14 protein-coding genes are annotated in these 17548 nt (G+C 46.4%); 1 reads left to right on the top strand and 13 read right to left on the bottom strand.

Features of this window, described 5'->3' with window-relative positions; all coding sequences use genetic code 11:
- Window positions 1-2 precede the first annotated feature (2 nt).
- The 8 genes from flgB to sucC all read right to left on the bottom strand — a co-directional run bounded on the left by flgB (window position 3) and on the right by sucC (window position 9760).
- On the bottom strand, window positions 3-407 hold the full coding sequence (flgB, locus tag H509_RS0111110; RefSeq protein ID WP_028545148.1) for a flagellar basal body rod protein FlgB: 405 nt from the start codon (window positions 405-407) through the stop codon (window positions 3-5).
- Between the two features lie 355 nt (window positions 408-762).
- Window positions 763-2163 carry an ATP-dependent protease ATPase subunit HslU gene (gene hslU, locus H509_RS0111105; RefSeq protein WP_028545147.1) on the bottom strand — a complete coding sequence of 467 codons (1401 nt, stop codon included), beginning with the start codon at window positions 2161-2163 and terminating at the stop codon, window positions 763-765.
- A 28-nt stretch (window positions 2164-2191) separates the two neighbouring features.
- The gene (hslV, locus tag H509_RS0111100; protein WP_028545146.1) at window positions 2192-2734 is read right to left on the bottom strand and encodes an ATP-dependent protease subunit HslV; all 543 of its coding nucleotides are present in this window, start codon (window positions 2732-2734) and stop codon (window positions 2192-2194) included.
- A 70-nt stretch (window positions 2735-2804) separates the two neighbouring features.
- Window positions 2805-4130 carry an FADH(2)-oxidizing methylenetetrahydrofolate--tRNA-(uracil(54)-C(5))-methyltransferase TrmFO gene (gene trmFO, locus H509_RS0111095; protein WP_028545145.1) on the bottom strand — a complete coding sequence of 442 codons (1326 nt, stop codon included), beginning with the start codon at window positions 4128-4130 and terminating at the stop codon, window positions 2805-2807.
- Between the two features lie 71 nt (window positions 4131-4201).
- The gene (gene topA / locus H509_RS0111090) at window positions 4202-6295 is read right to left on the bottom strand and encodes a type I DNA topoisomerase (RefSeq protein ID WP_028545144.1); all 2094 of its coding nucleotides are present in this window, start codon (window positions 6293-6295) and stop codon (window positions 4202-4204) included.
- Between the two features lie 27 nt (window positions 6296-6322).
- On the bottom strand, window positions 6323-7447 hold the full coding sequence (gene dprA, locus H509_RS0111085) for a DNA-processing protein DprA (protein ID WP_028545143.1): 1125 nt from the start codon (window positions 7445-7447) through the stop codon (window positions 6323-6325).
- A 187-nt stretch (window positions 7448-7634) separates the two neighbouring features.
- The gene (gene sucD / locus H509_RS0111075; protein WP_028545142.1) at window positions 7635-8573 is read right to left on the bottom strand and encodes a succinate--CoA ligase subunit alpha; all 939 of its coding nucleotides are present in this window, start codon (window positions 8571-8573) and stop codon (window positions 7635-7637) included.
- A gap of 29 nt (window positions 8574-8602) precedes the next feature.
- Entirely contained in the window at window positions 8603-9760 is a 1158-nt protein-coding gene (sucC, locus tag H509_RS0111070) for an ADP-forming succinate--CoA ligase subunit beta (RefSeq protein WP_028545141.1), read from the bottom strand.
- Window positions 9761-10237: 477 nt separating this feature from the next.
- Here sucC and H509_RS0111065 point away from each other — a divergent pair, with 477 nt between their 5' ends.
- On the top strand, window positions 10238-11791 hold the full coding sequence (locus H509_RS0111065) for a YifB family Mg chelatase-like AAA ATPase (RefSeq protein WP_028545140.1): 1554 nt from the start codon (window positions 10238-10240) through the stop codon (window positions 11789-11791).
- A 1008-nt stretch (window positions 11792-12799) separates the two neighbouring features.
- On the opposite strand, the gene H509_RS0111055 is transcribed toward H509_RS0111065, so the two are convergent.
- The 5 genes from H509_RS0111055 to H509_RS24965 all read right to left on the bottom strand — a co-directional run bounded on the left by H509_RS0111055 (window position 12800) and on the right by H509_RS24965 (window position 17517).
- The gene (locus tag H509_RS0111055; RefSeq protein ID WP_051286956.1) at window positions 12800-13225 is read right to left on the bottom strand and encodes a YraN family protein; all 426 of its coding nucleotides are present in this window, start codon (window positions 13223-13225) and stop codon (window positions 12800-12802) included.
- Window positions 13215-13550 carry an EscU/YscU/HrcU family type III secretion system export apparatus switch protein gene (locus H509_RS0111050; RefSeq protein WP_028545138.1) on the bottom strand — a complete coding sequence of 112 codons (336 nt, stop codon included), beginning with the start codon at window positions 13548-13550 and terminating at the stop codon, window positions 13215-13217. Before H509_RS0111050 ends, H509_RS0111055 begins: the two co-directional genes overlap by 11 nt.
- Window positions 13547-15565, bottom strand: a complete 2019-nt coding sequence (locus H509_RS0111045; RefSeq protein ID WP_028545137.1) for a hypothetical protein — start codon at window positions 15563-15565, stop codon at window positions 13547-13549. Before H509_RS0111045 ends, H509_RS0111050 begins: the two co-directional genes overlap by 4 nt.
- Before the next feature lie 134 nt (window positions 15566-15699).
- Complete coding sequence (locus H509_RS0111040; protein ID WP_028545136.1) at window positions 15700-16092, bottom strand: hypothetical protein; 393 nt, start codon at window positions 16090-16092, stop codon at window positions 15700-15702.
- A gap of 216 nt (window positions 16093-16308) precedes the next feature.
- Entirely contained in the window at window positions 16309-17517 is a 1209-nt protein-coding gene (locus H509_RS24965; RefSeq protein ID WP_036696935.1) for a dicarboxylate/amino acid:cation symporter, read from the bottom strand.
- Window positions 17518-17548 lie beyond the last annotated feature (31 nt).

Genomic DNA, 17548 nt, shown 5'->3' with positions numbered 1-17548 from the left:
TCTTACCTCCTGACATCCATACCGGTGCGCATCATGTTAATGTGATGATTGACTTGCTGTACGTATGTAAAATAACGCAATTGGTTCTCCGCCTGCAACGCCATTTCCCGATCCATATCAACGTTATTCGCATTGTTACCCATAACAGTTGATTCGTCCTTGACGGTTTTGAACTCTGGCACCCCTTGTGACGGTCCAATATAGAAATGCTTTTCATTTGTCCGCCGACCAGTTAACGACCCTCCACTCATTTGATCGCGAAGGATTGATTCGAACTGAACATCAGATCGCTTGTAATAGGGTGTATCTACATTGGCGATATTGTTGGCAGTTGCATTCTGCCTTGCGGCAGCTGCCTGAATGGCACCTTCAAGTTGTCTAAATTGTAAGCCATTCAATAAATCCACATGGTCTCCCCCGCTTTCTCCACAAATGAATCTTTATTTCATGATTCCACATTAAACTGCTTTTTCCTGCTTTCAATCGACAAAATTCGATTAAAAATTACAAATTACTACTAACAGGCGTGAGCATTCGTAAATCCATTACCATAACTTGCATAAAATGCGACTCGACACTTCAAAATTAAACATTTTGTCTGAAATTGCGCACTTTTATCATCTTAAACTTTACAAGAGAAAACAATATGAAAAAAGCCCTATCTTTCGCTTGAAAGACAGGGCAAATAGTGGAAAACATTTTAATTAACATATATATACTGCGTTAAAAGTCGGTCTTATATATGACTATATGTTCATGTTTTTATAAAATATACTGACTAAGATCACGGTTTTGTGAAATATCGACTAACTTTTCCCGTACATACTCTGGCGTAATAACAAACTGTCCTAAATTCAGTTCAGGCGCTTCAAAAGAGAGGTCCTCCAACAGCTTTTCCATAATGGTGTGCAAGCGTCTCGCCCCAATGTTTTCCATGTTTTGATTCACACTTTGAGCTATTCGTGCAATCTCTTCAATGGCATCATACGAAAACTCCAGCTCCAAATGTTCCGTTTTTAGCAACTCTACATACTGTTTCGTTAATGCATTTTCTGGCTCAGTCAAAATGGATACGAAATCCTCCATAGACAAACTCGTTAATTCTACACGGATCGGAAAACGACCTTGAAGCTCTGGAATCAAATCAGATGGCTTTGCAATATGGAACGCACCAGCTGCCATAAACAAAATATAATCGGTCTTCACAGCACCGTACTTTGTCATGATCGTAGAGCCCTCTACGATGGGCAAAATATCGCGCTGTACCCCTTCTCGAGATACGTCTGGACCTGATCCACGCGTAGCCGAAGCAATTTTATCGATTTCATCGATAAAAATAATACCCGACTGTTCTGCACGATGAATCGATTCCTGGATGACATCGTCCATATCAATTAACTTGCTTGCTTCTTCTTGTGTCAGCACTTTACGTGCTTCCTTAATGGACAGCTTGCGCTTCTTCGTCCGCTTAGGCATAAGGCTTCCGAGCATTTCCTGCATATTCATCCCCATCTGCTCATTACCTTGTCCCGCAAACATATCAAACATATTGGGAGTAGCTTCTTCCACGTCAATTTCGACAGTATCCTGCTCCAATTTGCCAGATAACAAGTCAAACTTCACTTTACGTCGCTTCTCTTGTAAGCCTGCATCCGGTTCCGGTTCAGATTTGGTCACCTGTTGATTGTTATTTTGTCCAAACAACATTTCAAATGGATTACGCTGATTTTTTTGAGGATCTGAAGAAGGAACAAGTAGCTCAACCAATCGATCATTCGCCATTTCCTCAGCCTTATCCTTCACTTTCTCCGTTCGCTCCAGCTTGACCATACGAATAGAAGTTTCAATAAGATCGCGCACCATAGACTCCACATCACGGCCCACATATCCCACTTCTGTAAATTTAGTCGCTTCTACTTTCACAAATGGAGCCTTAACCAGCTTCGCCAGCCGGCGAGCAATCTCTGTTTTGCCCACACCAGTTGGACCAATCATCAAAATATTTTTAGGTACAATTTCGTCTCGAATCGACTCATCCAATAAACTACGGCGATATCGATTGCGTAGTGCAATCGCAACGGATCGCTTCGCTTTTTTCTGACCTACGATGTATTTATCCAATTCGGCAACGATTTGCCGCGGTGTCCATGCATGCTCGCTCATTGTAATCCCTCCACTCTTTATGTTGCGTTTACAATTGTTCTACAACGATATTGTCATTTGTATATACACAAATTTCACTTGCAATCCGAAGCGATGCTTCTACCATTTCCTTCGCGGTCATGTCGGCCGCGTGCCGCTTCAACGCACGAGCTGCTGATAAGGCAAATGAACCACCTGAGCCAATCGCTAAGACATGGTCATCTGGTTCAATGATTTCACCATTACCGGATATAAGCAGCATATGTTGGGCATCCATCACAATCATTAAGGCTTCTAGCTTGCGCAGCACACGGTCCTGACGCCAATCCTTGGCCAGTTCCACTGCGGCACGCTGCAAATTGCCGTGGTGCTCTTCAAGCTTCCCTTCAAACTTTTCAAACAACGTTATGGCATCCGCAACGGAACCAGCAAAGCCAGCCAACACTTGACCGCGATACAATCGTCTAACTTTGCGGGCATGCTGCTTCATGACCATGTTTTGCCCAAAAGTAACCTGCCCGTCTCCGGCAATAGCGCCCTGGCCATTATGTCTGACCGCGCAGATCGTTGTTGCATGAAATTGCATCTCCATCTGTATCCACACCCTTCATTCAAAATGGAAAAGAAACAGCTAGTATTCTGGCTGCTTCTTTATACGTGCTTTACTGTTGTTTCGTTCCAATCTGCTCTTTAAAGCTGCGCAGCACATCCAATGCACGCTGTGCTAACGCATCGTTCTTATCCTTCTTATTGCGAATACGCGTCTCTAGCGCTGGGAACAACCCAAAGTTAGCATTCATGGGTTGAAAATGCTTCGCGTCTGCTGTAGTAATATAATTCGCCATGCTGCCAAGCGTCGTTTCATGCGGGAACGTAATACACGCTTCTTCAGCGGCACAGCGTGCTGCGTTAATTCCTGCAATTAAGCCTGATGCTGCCGATTCAACGTACCCTTCTACACCTGTCATTTGACCAGCAAAAAACAAATTTGGACGCTCTTTAAACTGATAGGTCGGCTCCAGAAGTTTGGGTGAATTAATAAATGTATTCCGATGCATAACACCGTAACGCACAAATTCCGCCTGCTCCAATCCCGGAATCATCTGGAACACGCGTTTTTGTTCGCCCCATTTTAAATGGGTTTGGAAACCAACAATATTATATAACGTACCTGCTGCATTGTCCTGACGAAGCTGAATAACTGCAAATGGCGTCTTCCCTGTACGTGGATCAGGAAGCCCTACTGGCTTCATCGGCCCAAATAATGCGGTTTGTCTGCCGCGTTTCATCATGACTTCAATAGGCATACAGCCTTCAAAATAAATCTCTTTTTCAAACTCTTTCAGTTCTGCCGTCTCTGCTGTTGTTAACGCCTCATAAAAGGCGTTAAACTCTTCTTCTGTCATCGGGCAGTTCAAGTAAGCTGCTTCACCCTTATCATAGCGCGAAGCCAAGTATACTTTCTCCATGTCGATAGAGTCTTTATCAACAATCGGAGCTGCCGCATCATAGAAGTAGAAGTACTCTTCACCCATTAATTGTTTGATCTGGGCTGACAAAGAAGGTGACGTTAACGGACCTGTCGCAATGACGGTAAGTCCATCCACAGGGATCGACTCCATTTCTTCATGACGAACTTCCACTAACGGGTGGTTCTTCAGTTGCTGCGTCACTTCTGCTGAGAATCCTTCACGGTCCACTGCAAGCGCACCGCCTGCTGGAACAGCGTGTTTGTCCGCAGCGTACATAATTAACGAATTCATCATTCGCATTTCTTCTTTAAGCACGCCAACTGCGTTTGTAAGACCGTTTGCCCGCAAACTGTTACTACATACCAATTCTGCAAATTGATCCGTGTGGTGGGCAGGTGTCTTGACTACAGGACGCATCTCATACAAGGTCACGGGTACTCCTTGCTGCGCAATCTGCCAAGCAGCCTCACTACCTGCGAGCCCCGCTCCAATTACTGTCACTTTCGACTTACTCATCTATATGCTCCCCCTCATTGCTGCTTAAACGAAATGGCCGCAGAACGCTCCAGCGGCCATTCCTCTAAATTCTATTCCTCGTCATCTGAATCTTGTACTTGCTCTGTATGTTCACACTGTGTACATTGCAGCTTTGTGCCTTGTTTGGATCGCTTCTCAATCATCAAGCTGCTGCATGAAGGACATGGCTTCGCAGATGGTTTATCCCACATCACATAATCACAAGTCGGATATTGGTCGCATCCATAGAAGATACGTCCTTTCTTGCTTCTTCTTTCCACTAACTTGCCGTCCTTACACTTAGGGCAGCCTACCCCTGTATCTTTAACAATAGGTCTAGTGTTACGACAGTCTGGGAAGCCCGAACATGCAAGAAACTTGCCAAACCGCCCCATTTTATATACAAAATGCTTTCCACATTTCTCACAAATCTCATCGGAAACTTCGTCTACGATTTCGATTTCCTTCATTTCTTCTTCTGCTACTTCTAATCGTTTCTCAAAGGACTCATAGAAGTTGGCAAGCACTTTATCCCAATCCTGTTGGCCTTCCTCGACATGGTCCAAATCTTCTTCCATATGCGCCGTAAATTCAGCATCCAGAATTTCCGGGAAAAACTGCTCCATCTGCTGAATGACAAGTTCTCCAAGCTCTGTCGGCATAAACTTCTTCTCTTCAATAGCTACGTAACCACGCTTCTGAATTGTCTCCAACGTTGGGGCATACGTACTTGGACGCCCTATTCCGAGCTCTTCTAGCGTCTTAACCAGACGGGCTTCGGTGTATCTTGGCGGAGGCTGTGTGAAGTGCTGCTTCGGCTCTAATGTTTGCTGCTTCAGCTTATCGCCTACAGACAACGGTGGCAGCAGCTTATCTGTCTCCACAGTGCCGTCATCATTTCCTTCTACATATACCTTCATGAAACCCGCGAATCGCACTTTAGAACCGTTAGCACGGAAACCTGCTTCACCTGACGTAATTTCAATGGTCATCGTATCCATAATAGCAGAAGTCATCTGGCTTGCGACGAATCGCTCCCACACAAGCTTGTAGAGACGGAACTGATCCCTACTCAAAAATGGCTTCATTGACTCTGGATCACGAAGCACAGAAGTGGGACGTATCGCTTCATGCGCATCTTGTGCATTAGCAGATTTCTTTACGTATTGCCGCGGTGTTTCTGGCCAATATTCTGCGCCGTACTTGTCAACGATGTATCCGTTGGCTTCTTCCTGTGCCGTTGGCGACACCCGTGTTGAATCCGTACGCATATATGTAATTAGACCGACGGTTCCTTCTTTGCCTAAATCTACACCTTCATACAACTGCTGTGCAACTGACATCGTCTTGGATGCACGGAAGTTCAGCTTGCGGGCTGCTTCCTGCTGCATGGAGCTTGTTGTAAATGGTGGAGATGGATTCCGCAGACGCTCTTTCTCCTTCACCTCTGCAACGGAAAAATTGCCATCCTCGATCGCTTGCAGCACTAACTGTACATCCTGCTCCGATCCAAGTTCCCGCTTTGCGCCATTCAAGCTATGAAACTTCGCTTCAACGACTGCTTTGCCCGTCTCTAGCATTGCGGTAATCGTCCAATATTCCTCTGGAATAAAAGCATCAATCTCATTCTCACGATCAATGATCAGCTTAACGGACACGGATTGAACACGTCCTGCCGATAAACCCTTTTTAACCTTTTTCCATAACAGCGGGCTAATCTTATAACCGACCAAACGGTCAAGGATACGTCGCGCTTGCTGGGCATGAACGAGGTCCATATTAATTTGACGCGGTGTTTTAAACGCATCCTTCACCGCTTGCTTCGTTATTTCATTAAATACAACTCGACATGCCTGACTTTCATCTATATCAAGCACGTGCGCCAAGTGCCACGCAATAGCTTCCCCTTCGCGATCCGGGTCAGCTGCGAGATATATTTTTTTGACTTTCTTACTTGCATCTTTTAGTTCTTTAAGAACGGAGCCCTTGCCACGAATCGTAATATACTTGGGATTAAAATTGTTTTCTACCTCTACCCCGATCTGACTCTTCGGCAAGTCCCGCACATGACCCATAGATGCTTTAACAATATATTTGCTGCCTAGATACTTGCCAATAGTCTTGGCTTTCGCAGGCGACTCTACAATTACTAGTGAATCCGCCATAGGCGCATCCTCCTCTCCAACGACCTTTCACGTCCATATCGAACCATATACAGCGCCTGGGCGCTCATGAATTCGCTTTTTCAACTGTAAGGATAACAAAATGTGATGCAGTTCCGCAAATGACAGTTCACTATCACGCAGCAATTCGTCCATAGTAGATGGTTTATCTTCAATTCTGTCCAGTATTGCCTGTTCTGACGCAGTCAATGCCACTTCATCGAAACAATTCATGACCGTTCCATTATTGTCTGTCTCAGGGAGTGTTGTCAACCGACATCGAAGATCCACTATAATATCGGTTGCCGAATCAATCGCTTTAGCACTTGAATCTTTCAGTAATTGCAAGGTTCCAGCGGACTTCGGTGACGTTATCGGTCCTGGGATCACATATACTTCACGTGATGATTCCATTGCCGAATAAGCCGTAATTAAGGCGCCGCTCCTTTTCGCAGCTTCAACAACAACTGTCCCCAATGTCAACCCTGCAATAATCCGATTACGTCTTGGAAAAAGGCCTGGATGAGGCGCTGTTCCTATCGGGTATTCTGAAATAACGACTCCCGCTAAACATATACGCCTCGCCAGATCTGAATGTTCAGGAGGATAGGTGACTTGACAGGGAGTCCCCAAGACAGCAATCGTCTCACCTTTTGTGAGAGCGCCTTCATGACTTGCGGCGTCGATCCCTCTGGCCAAGCCGCTAACTACAATTAACTTGCGCTCTGCTAGCTCAGCCGCTAGCTTGTGGGCAACTTTCTTGCCATATACAGTTGGCTGTCGTGTACCCACCATAGCAATTGCATGCCTGTTCAAAAGTGACATTTCTCCCCGGCCAAACAACACCCAAGGAGGTTCATGTATATGCTTGAGCAGTTCAGGATATGGCTCATCAATAAGCGTAATCCATTGCGTCCCTGATTTATACGTCAATTCTAATTGTTGATCTAAATTGGCCGCATTAAAACCGGCTGTTAAACGCTTGGCTACTGCTGGCTTCACGCCTAGCTCATGCCAATCCTTTTCACTACGACCCAGCCACGCCTCTAAACCGTTCAGACCAACAGTATGAGCGCATAACTGAATCGTATGCCAACCCACACCGGAAATACAATGTAACCCAAACAATAGCTGCTGCTCAGACCATGTCCCCATCGTTCTAACCCTCCACTCTTATAATGAAGGAAAGCGTTAGACCACTTTCCTTATTGTGCTTGAGTCCGTTCAATATTGCAAGTATGAATACGCTGTATTCACGGATGTTCATCTGTTCTTCCATGTCGGTCATAAAAAAACAACCTCCCAACGCAATGGCGTCGGAAGGTTGCTTACCTTCATCTTATTAAGCGTGCTGATGTGTCGTACACTTGTCAAGCAATCCTTGTTCTTCGAGCACTTTAACAAGTGTAGATCCCATTTCAGAAGGGGTAGGTGCTACTTGAACACCACATGCTTCAAGTACAGCGATCTTTTCAGCTGCTGTGCCCTTGCCACCCGAAATAATCGCGCCTGCATGGCCCATGCGCTTACCTGGAGGTGCTGTCGCACCACCAATAAAGCCTACAACTGGCTTCTTCATGTTAGCTTTGATCCACTCCGCAGCTTCTTCCTCCGCTGTGCCGCCAATCTCTCCGATCATAATGACAGCATAAGTGTTAGGATCATCATTAAAGCGACTTAATACATCAATAAATTCAAATCCTTTAACAGGGTCTCCACCAATACCTACAGCAGTAGACTGTCCGATTCCACGCGTCGTTAATTGATGAACTGCCTCGTAGGTCAAAGTTCCACTACGTGACACAACGCCTACATGACCAGGTGTATGGATGTAACCAGGCATAATTCCGATTTTGCACTCGCCAGGCGTGATGACACCTGGACAGTTTGGCCCAATCAACACGGTACGTTTGCCTTCCATAAAGCGGGACACCTTAACCATATCCAGAACCGGAATACCTTCCGTAATACAGATGACGATATCCAAGTCTGCGTCAACTGCTTCCATGATGGCGTCTGCAGCAAAAGCTGGAGCAACATAGATGACACTTGCGGTAGCGCCTGTCGCTTGCTTAGCTTCAACAACTGTATTATAAATCGGCAGTTGCACAAGCGTTCCATTATCCAGCGTAATGTCGGCAGTAAGGCCACCTTTACCTGGAGTTACGCCACCCACCATCTGTGTCCCATACTCCAAAGCACCTTTTGCATGGAACAAAGCAGTCTTGCCCGTAATGCCTTGTGTAATTACTTTTGTATCTTTATTAATTAAGATGCTCATCGACAATCCATCCTTTCGTCTGCAGATTATTAAACCAGTGCGACAATCTTTTGCGCGCCGTCAGCCATGGAATCCGCAGACACGATGTTCAATCCGGATTCTTCCAAAATACGTTTGCCAAGTTCTACATTAGTGCCTTCCAAGCGGACGACGAGCGGACGGTCAAGTCCAATTTGCTTCGCAGCTTCGACAACACCATTTGCAATCACGTCACACTGCATAATACCGCCAAATATATTAACGAAGATCCCTTTTACATTTTTGTCGGACAAAATAATTTTAAACGCTTCTGTCACTTTCTCTGTTGTGGCACCGCCCCCTACATCAAGGAAGTTAGCCGGTTCGCCACCATAATATTTAATAATGTCCATTGTCGCCATAGCCAAGCCTGCACCGTTCACCATACAACCGATGTTGCCGTCTAGGGCAATATAGCTTAGGTCATATTTGGATGCTTCGATTTCTTTCTCATCTTCTTCATCCAGATCCCGCAGTTCCAATATATCTTTGTGGCGGAACAACGCATTCGAGTCAAAGTTCAACTTCGCATCGAGTGCCATAACTTGTCCGTCGCCAGTCACTACGAGCGGGTTAATTTCTGCGATTGAACAATCTTTGTCAACGAAAGCCTGATATAAAGACAGCATAAACTGTGCTGCTTTATTCACTAACTCCGCTGGGATATGAATAGCGTACGCCAAACGACGCGCCTGGAATGTTTGCAAACCGATCGCCGGGTCTACAATCTCCTTAATGATCTTCTCAGGAGAATGTGCAGCCACTTCCTCAATCTCCATGCCGCCTTCTTCAGATGCCATCATTACGACACGGCCTGTTGAACGATCAACAACTACACCTACATAATACTCTTTCTTAATGTCGCAGCCTTGCTCGATAAGCAGCCGCTTCACTTCTTTGCCTTCTGGGCCAGTCTGATGTGTTACAAGTACCTTGCCGATCAGTTCCTGCGCATATTCACGCACTTCATCCAAACTTTTCGCAATCTTGACGCCACCTGCTTTACCACGTCCACCTGCGTGAATTTGAGCCTTTACGACAACTACCGGTGTACCCAACTCCTGAGCTGCTGCGACTGCTTCATCTGCTGTGAAAGCAACCTTGCCATTTGGTACGGCAACGCCGTATTGTTTCAATACCTGCTTGCCTTGATATTCATGGATATTCATTGTAATCCCCCTATCCGATCGTTTGCCTGTAAAGTAAATACTGACGCGAGCTAGTGAAATGCTGATACTACGCATAGGTAGAATCTTGTAAAACGACCCCGTCAACGCGTGCATAACATCTCCCGCCGCTCTGACAAGAACGCGAAAAAAGTAAACGCTTCCGTCTGCTTCGACACGGTCGGCATCGACGGTAATATAAACCAATCCGAACACATTGTATCATGATTCAATTGCCGTGACTGCCCCTAAATTGTCAAGAATGTACATTTATTTGATATCAATTCAATCGCATTTTGATATAGATGGTAAATTGTTAACAGGTTATCTCGTTTCTATTCCTAATCTCCCATTGACCAGCACATGAAAACGCTTCTATAATGATTGTAAAGATAAGCGTAAAGGTAGAGGAAGCACCTTTCTTTGCGCATTTCGCAGTATGGCAAACATACCCGAAATGTAAAAGGAGAGGTGTTTTTGATGTATGGAAAAGGATGGAGCGCATCCGTTTACGGCGTAGAAGGCAAGCTGATTGAAATTGAAATCGACATCGCACATGGTCTGCCCCAGGTCCACGTTGTCGGACTTCCAGATGCCGCGGTGCGCGAATCTATCGATCGCGTCCGAAGTGCCATTCGAAACTGTGGCTGGCGCTTCCCGCTAGAGCGAATAACGATTAATTTAGCCCCGGCCGACTTGCGCAAAGAAGGGACTGCATTTGACTTGGCGGTTGCCATCGCCCTGTTATTTTCGAGCGGACAAATTAATGAGGCACCATTTGATTCGATGCTAATTATTGGCGAACTAGCACTTGATGGCACTACACGTGTCATCCCAGGGGTGCTGACGTTAGTAGACGAAGCTAAGCGCAAAGGCATATCTAGCGTCTTACTGCCAGAGGGAAATGCAACAGAAGCCGCGCTAGTTGAAGGGATACGTGTATACGGTCTGCGCAGCTTATCCCAGCTTCGTGAGTGCACTTCAACTGAAGGCGTTATTCAGCTTGCTCCGCTGCAATGGCTGGCACATAACGGGTCTCCCTCTATTCACGATAGGCCCCCTCTATATAATGATAATATAGAAGACTATGCAGACGTACGAGGACAAGCAACTGCCAAACGAGCCTTAACTATTACTGCCGCAGGCATGCACAACGTCTTGCTTAGTGGTCCCCCAGGCACTGGAAAGACGATGCTGATCCGTCGTCTACCCTCCATTTTGCCCGACTTGTCTGATGCAGAAGCATTGGAAGTATCAAAGCTATACAGCGTATCTGGCAAGTGGGACCGCACTTCACATGGACTTATCCGCAGCAGACCTTTTCGTGCACCTCACCATTCCATTTCAGCGGCCGGGCTCATCGGCGGAGGCTCCATTCCGAAGCCAGGGGAAGTTAGCCTTGCACATCGCGGTGTGCTCTTTCTGGACGAACTTCCCGAGTTTCCAAGACAAGCGCTAGAGGTTCTACGCCAACCGCTAGAGGATAAACACGTCACCATCAGCAGAGCTCGCGCAGTGTTCCGTTTTCCGGCTCACTTTATGCTCGCTTCTTCGATGAACCCGTGTCCTTGCGGGTTTAAATCAGGTTCTGCTTCGAACACTTGCACCTGTTCTCCTGCTCGGTTGGGACAATACCGCTCCAGACTTTCCGGTCCATTGCTTGATCGTATCGACATCCAGCTTGAGGTACCGCGTGCACCGCTTGCAGAATGGACGGGCCCCGTCATCTCCTCAGCCGACATGAAGTTACAAGTGATAGCAGCTCAGGAACGGCAGGCTTCGCGCTACAAGCAGCTTCCACTGCAATTTAACAGCGAGCTGCGCGGCAGCCTGTTGCAGCGTTTCTGCCCGCTCTCTTCTTCTGCCGCTCTGATGCTGCGGGATGTATATGAGCAGTTGGGGCTGAGTATAAGGGCACATGATCGAATATTAAAGGTCGCACGCACGATCGCAGATGTTGATGATTGTGATCAAATAGATGTAGCTCATGTCGCAGAGGCCGTGCTCTATCGAAATATGGATAAGTTAAAATAAGCCATCAGGAGCTAGCGAACAGTTTAAGTTACGCTTGTACACATCTGTCATTTACAATTGATTGTTGCAAGGCTTTGACGTTGCTGCTGTTATTATTCATGCAGCTTGTTGAGGCGAGGCAGTCGGGGCGTCTGGAAACATCATACAGCTATATCCTGTTAAGTCATTTGATACAGTCTTGTGCGAAGGCGCTCCAGCGGTGTTATTACGATTTAAATCATTGAGATTATACATTTCAGCGTCACGTTGTTGGACAACCATAAACATGCCAAGCCTCTCTTTCTTCTAATCAGTCGGACTGTATCAACTACGCGCTAGAACTTCCATATATCTAATCAATTATATGCATTTATCCTATTTTAGATCCCGTTTAATAACGGTTATATTTTCATTTTTAGCTAAAACGGTTACTCGTGGTGATGAGAGGATTTTATTTTTATTATTTTTCAAATACTCAGCTGTTAGGAACTCAATCCGTTCAATAACAACTATCCACTTATCACCCTTTTTAATGACAGGAAATGCATACGCAGGTGCTTCCCCGACATCTTTAAACGTTTGGCTAACTACTGCGTGGTATTCCGTTTGACTAATGGGGGTATACTTCTGAAGTGGCTTTCCCTTGATTACTATTTTCCGGTGAACAAGCAGCCAGAAATACTACCAACATTAAACACGACATGATGAGGCGTGAGCCTACTAGAACTCTTCTCTGCATTCTTTACCTCCTTCGTTATGCCTTCCCTAGGCATGTAGTTTTCCTCATGCTCCACCAGTGTAGTAGTCGGTTTATGCGATTAACGTATTTGGATACAGCTAGTTTCTTGCATCGTGTTGGAAATGTAAATGCGGAAGGATAATATTGCCCTATCATTAAAACAGGGGAGGTCGTGGATTTCTTTTGTTACTTGGCTAGCCATCTGAATCAATATAATTAAATAACTGCGGCTATGTAAACAACAGACATATTTTGTATTTATATGTGTGACAATAGTTCTACTTCAGCATTTAGAAAGCGGATTGAATATGCTCCAATATCGGTTCCTGTCCATCGTCACGATAGGTTATCACCACCGCGTCACAGCGCATCTTGTTGCCTTCCAGCTGTTTGCGAGCTATGTATATTTCAGCAATTGATCTAACCTTCATTTGTTTCCGTACATCAAGCGCTTCTCTTGCCGTGCCAAAAGACGCAGCTGCCATGTTGCGGCTCCGCACCTCAATAAATACGATGCAATCTCCATCTCTCGCAATGAGATCTAGTTCACCTGATCGACATCGCCAGTTACGGGCTTCAATCAGCCAGCCCAATGATTCAATATACGCAGCTGCAAGCTGCTCTGCTTGAGCCCCGCGTGCTCGGCGGTCATCTCTATAATTCGAAGAACTTGCGTTACTATTTATATGATTGAAAGAGGACGAATCACGTTTCATGATTCATCCTCCCTTTTGCAGCGCGTTGATCCGAGCGGTAAATAAACGTTAGTACCTCAGCTACCAACTGATACAACTCCGCTGGAATTTGTTGATCGATGTCCAGCTTGGAGAGCACCTCTACAAGTGAAGCATCCTCTTGAATGGGCACTCCGTTTTCCTTCGCTTTGGACAAAATCTGCTCAGCAATTAGCCCTTGTCCTTTTGCGACGACGACAGGGGCCTCACTTTGACCTGGCTGATATGTCAGGGCAACTGCCTTTGCTCGTTTATTGGCGGGCTGCTTGCTCGCGTTTTGCTTCTTATGAACAGACTCCGAGCTCATATACGAAGATCCACTCCTTTGTAATTTTTGGGGGCGTAATCCTCAAATGTTCGCTCCGGCGTCTGTAATTCTGCCTCCCGTTCAGGCAGCGGCAAGGTTCTAAATGCTGACAATTGATAGCCTATTTTAGATATGGCCGCATCGATTTCAGGTCGTAACGGTTGCAACATTTCCTGTACTTGTTCGTCATTATGATGAACATTAAGTGCGACTAGCTTATCAACGACATTAACGTCCACCAATGTACGGCCCATCGCTTTCAGGTTCAAATCAAACCAAAGACGGCAGTTTGATGCGTCAAGCTCCCCTTTCCCGCCTTGGCGCGATTGGATATGAACAGCAGCAGTTTGTGTCCCATCTGGCGTAACGAGCGGGACAAACAACGTCACATGTGAAAACGGCAAAGAGCGATCACTTGTCAGCAGCAACTGCTGCCCTGTAATGTGCTGCACAATTTGTTGGGCCGCCTCCCTCATCTGAGGCGGCAAGCCATCGCTTTGCAGGAGCTGAAGCAATGTGCTCTTCAGCGACTCAGATGCAGCAGCTGTGCCTGCTGCATGTTGTTGCGGCATAGCAGCAGGCAAAGCCGCGTCTATGCCCGTGCGCGTCAGTGCCGCATGCGTGGCACGCGACGCATCCTGGGTGGCGTCCGGCGTCGTGGACGCCAGAGCCGCTTGTGCATTCGGCGCCGAGTTTGGCACCGGGGCCGCAGCTTGCGTAGATGCGGTCGCATTTGACGAAGCAGAAAGTTGCGGCAGCATAGCCCGCTGCACTTCACGTTCATGAGATACGCCTAGCAGCGACAACATGCGGCCTATCACATTGGCTGCCCCTTCAGGTGAGGCATTTCCGGCACCAGCAGCCACCTGATTTGTTCCTGCCTGCTGCCCTGTTAGGGCTCCTGTTGTTGATGAAACCACACTTCCCGATGGCGCAGCTGCTTGTGGTGATGCAGCGTTGTTCGCTTGTGCTGCAGTTGCATTTATGCCTCCTGGTCCTTGGGGCTGTCCTGATCCAACGGCATTAGCGGATGAACTGGCAGCAGAGGCCCCCGCAGCATTACTCGTCGCAGCTTGCATATTGGTTGCACTAGCGGCTGTTCCTTGGGTGTTTCCAGCTCCCGTCGCTGCGCCATTCGCCACCATGCCCGTCCCGTTCGCAGCCATTGTTCCCGCTGTGCCAGAGTGAGATGGTTGAGCAAAGCTACCCACTTGGTTAGCCCCTGTACTATTCCCTGTATTTCCCGATCCACTCCCCTGTTGGAGCGTTCCTCCCGCTGACGCACCAAGCGTTGACGTCGGCGCAGCTGACAGACTGCCTGATTGAGAAAGCTGCCCTTGCGTTTGCGGCATCCCAGCTACTAAAGCACGCACAAGCGCTTGTGCTTCCTTCAGTGGTGCAGCCCAAGCTGCTTGTCCTGAACCAATGTTCGCTTGCATATCCCCTGCGCGCGTAAAGGATGCAAGCAGATCATGCAACGGCTTGCCAAACATAGCCTGCTGCAAGCCGCGTAAACTATCCGCAGTCAATGGAAGTTGACGTTTCATCGCGACTGCCGCCGCCTGCATCCATTGTTCTGTTGAAACACCTGACGGCTTCATCACCATCGCTTGCGCCAACTTATCTACAAGTTCCTTTGTAAGTGGCATACCGCTTTTTTGCAACTCACTCAGCAATTGTCTTGCCCAAGGCTCATTTGGCAATCCAGACTGCTTCAAAGCCTCAGCAATGGATGGCAATGGCTTGGAGTTAGGCCCTTCAGACGGCTTCAAAATAACCATGCCATCCTCTTGCTGACCCTGAACTTGCAGCCATGTCGCCTGACCAGGCTGCATGGGTGTGTCCAATACAGCACGTACAGACACACCATTGATCTGCACAACTGCTTCACGCCCATTTTCAGACGTACTCATAATGACGCCTCTGACCTGTTGACCTGTCTTTAATTCTAACGCGCGTGTTTCGCCAGGCTTTGCATCGCCCATCATACCGCGCACCATATTTGTTATATTCAATGCGATCCCCCGCCTATTACAACTTCCTTTGATATACTTTTTATCGGCACTTTATCCAATATATTTAATCGACATTTTAATGGTGGACTTTACGGAAAGTGTTAAACCATTGTCTGCGTGTTACTACCAGCGCTTCAAGTCTGAAATCTGAAGAAGGAAAGCATAGCTGTAAAACCACTTGTTATACTAAAATAAGTTACATGATATGAATTTTGCATCAACTCAAGCAACCATACGTTAACATAGGGAATATTCCATGATAGATGTGGTAAAATGACAATCAACAAACAAGGAAGACTGACCCCTAGCAGCAACATCTTCTGTACCGGTTTTCTTCTTTTTACTCCACCTAATAATGCCAAATATGAACCTGACCAAAATGCAACCACCACTTTTGCCATCACTCTATACGTATCTACATCTTCCTTCCTAGACCACATACTTCCATAGTCTAGCACCTTATTATTCAGCCATACTAGCGCAATTGCACCAATCAGCCAAATTAGCTTAGACATCATATTTGGCATAAAGCGCTCCCCCTCAAATGAGATCCGAACAAATGTGATAATTTCAACCTTGATGTTAACATATCACATTTATCCACCCTTTGCGGCAGTTAAATTCATGTTTGACTTCATAATAGACCTTACGCACCAATTCCTTTTCCGCTGCACTTTCTCAGGATGAGGTCATAACAAAGACGCCGCTCAATTAGCGGCGCCATAACTTCAAAACAACGGGTTTTATCCCTGCACAGGAACACGCTTCTCCTGATGCCGCAGATGCTCTTTCTGCTTGCTTTTGTTTTTCACATAATGCACAATTTGAGCGATCGCTCCATCTCCTGTCACATTTGCCGCCGTGCCAAAGCTATCCTGCGCCACATACAACGCTATAGCTAAGCTGATCATAGCTGCATCAAATCCTAACATGGACTGGAACAAGCCAAGCGCTGCCATTACACCGCCGCCAGGAACGCTCGGTGCAGCAATCATAGTGACACCTAGCATCAAAATAAATGGGAACATTTGCTCCAGCGTTATCATATGACCGTTCAACATTAAAATAGCTGCCGCTACTGATGTAATCGTAATTGTTGAGCCTGTAATATGAATCGTTGCACACAAGGGAACAACAAAATCAGCTACTTCCTCATCCGTTCCCAGTTTCTTAGTCTGCTGTAGCGTAACAGGGATTGTAACAGCAGAGGACTGTGTACCAAGTGCAGTTAAGTATGCAGGCAGCATCGTGCGCAGCATTTTTAATGGATTACGCTTGTTTAAAGCACCTGCGATAGTGTATTGCAGCAGCAAACTGATAATATGCAGCCCTAATATTACAGCAAAAACTTTAATAAACACCTGAAGTATCGTCGCAACCGTCCCTGCTTGAGTCATATTCATAAAGATGCCTGCAATATGAAACGGAAGCAATGGAACAATCATAGTGGAGATCACTTTGCTTATGATACCTTTTAACTCAACAGAGGCGCTCATTAACGTTTTGGCTTGTACAGTCGTTATCCCGATTCCGAGCATAAACGCTAAAATAAGGGCTGTCATAATATCAAACAATGGCGGCATCTCTAATAAAAAGTAACCTTTCAAAAGCTTCTCGGCCGGATTGCCCGAGTTTACAAGAGAAGCACCTGACAACAACGAATCAAACGTTAATTGGGCTGTACCGTAAGCTAGCATGCCAGCTCCTATCGTCGACACATATACGATAATAGCAGTTAGCCCAACCATTTTGCCGGCCCCCCGCCCAAGCTCGCCAATACCAGGCACGATAAAACCGACAATAATTAACGGAATGCAGAAGCTCAAGAAACTTTCAAATACCCCATTAAATGTAGCAAATATTCGAATAAACCAATCCGGCGTTATCATCCCCAGACCGATTCCTAATACGATCGCAATGATAATGCGGCTTAGCAGGCCCACTTTTTTCATATGATGTTCCCCTCTCTAGCTGTTTTACGGA

This window comes from Paenibacillus taiwanensis DSM 18679 (assembly GCF_000425125.1).
In the GTDB taxonomy this organism is placed as follows: Bacteria; Bacillota; Bacilli; order Paenibacillales; family Paenibacillaceae; genus Paenibacillus_B; species Paenibacillus_B taiwanensis.
This window is presented reverse-complemented; position numbering and strand designations above follow the sequence as displayed.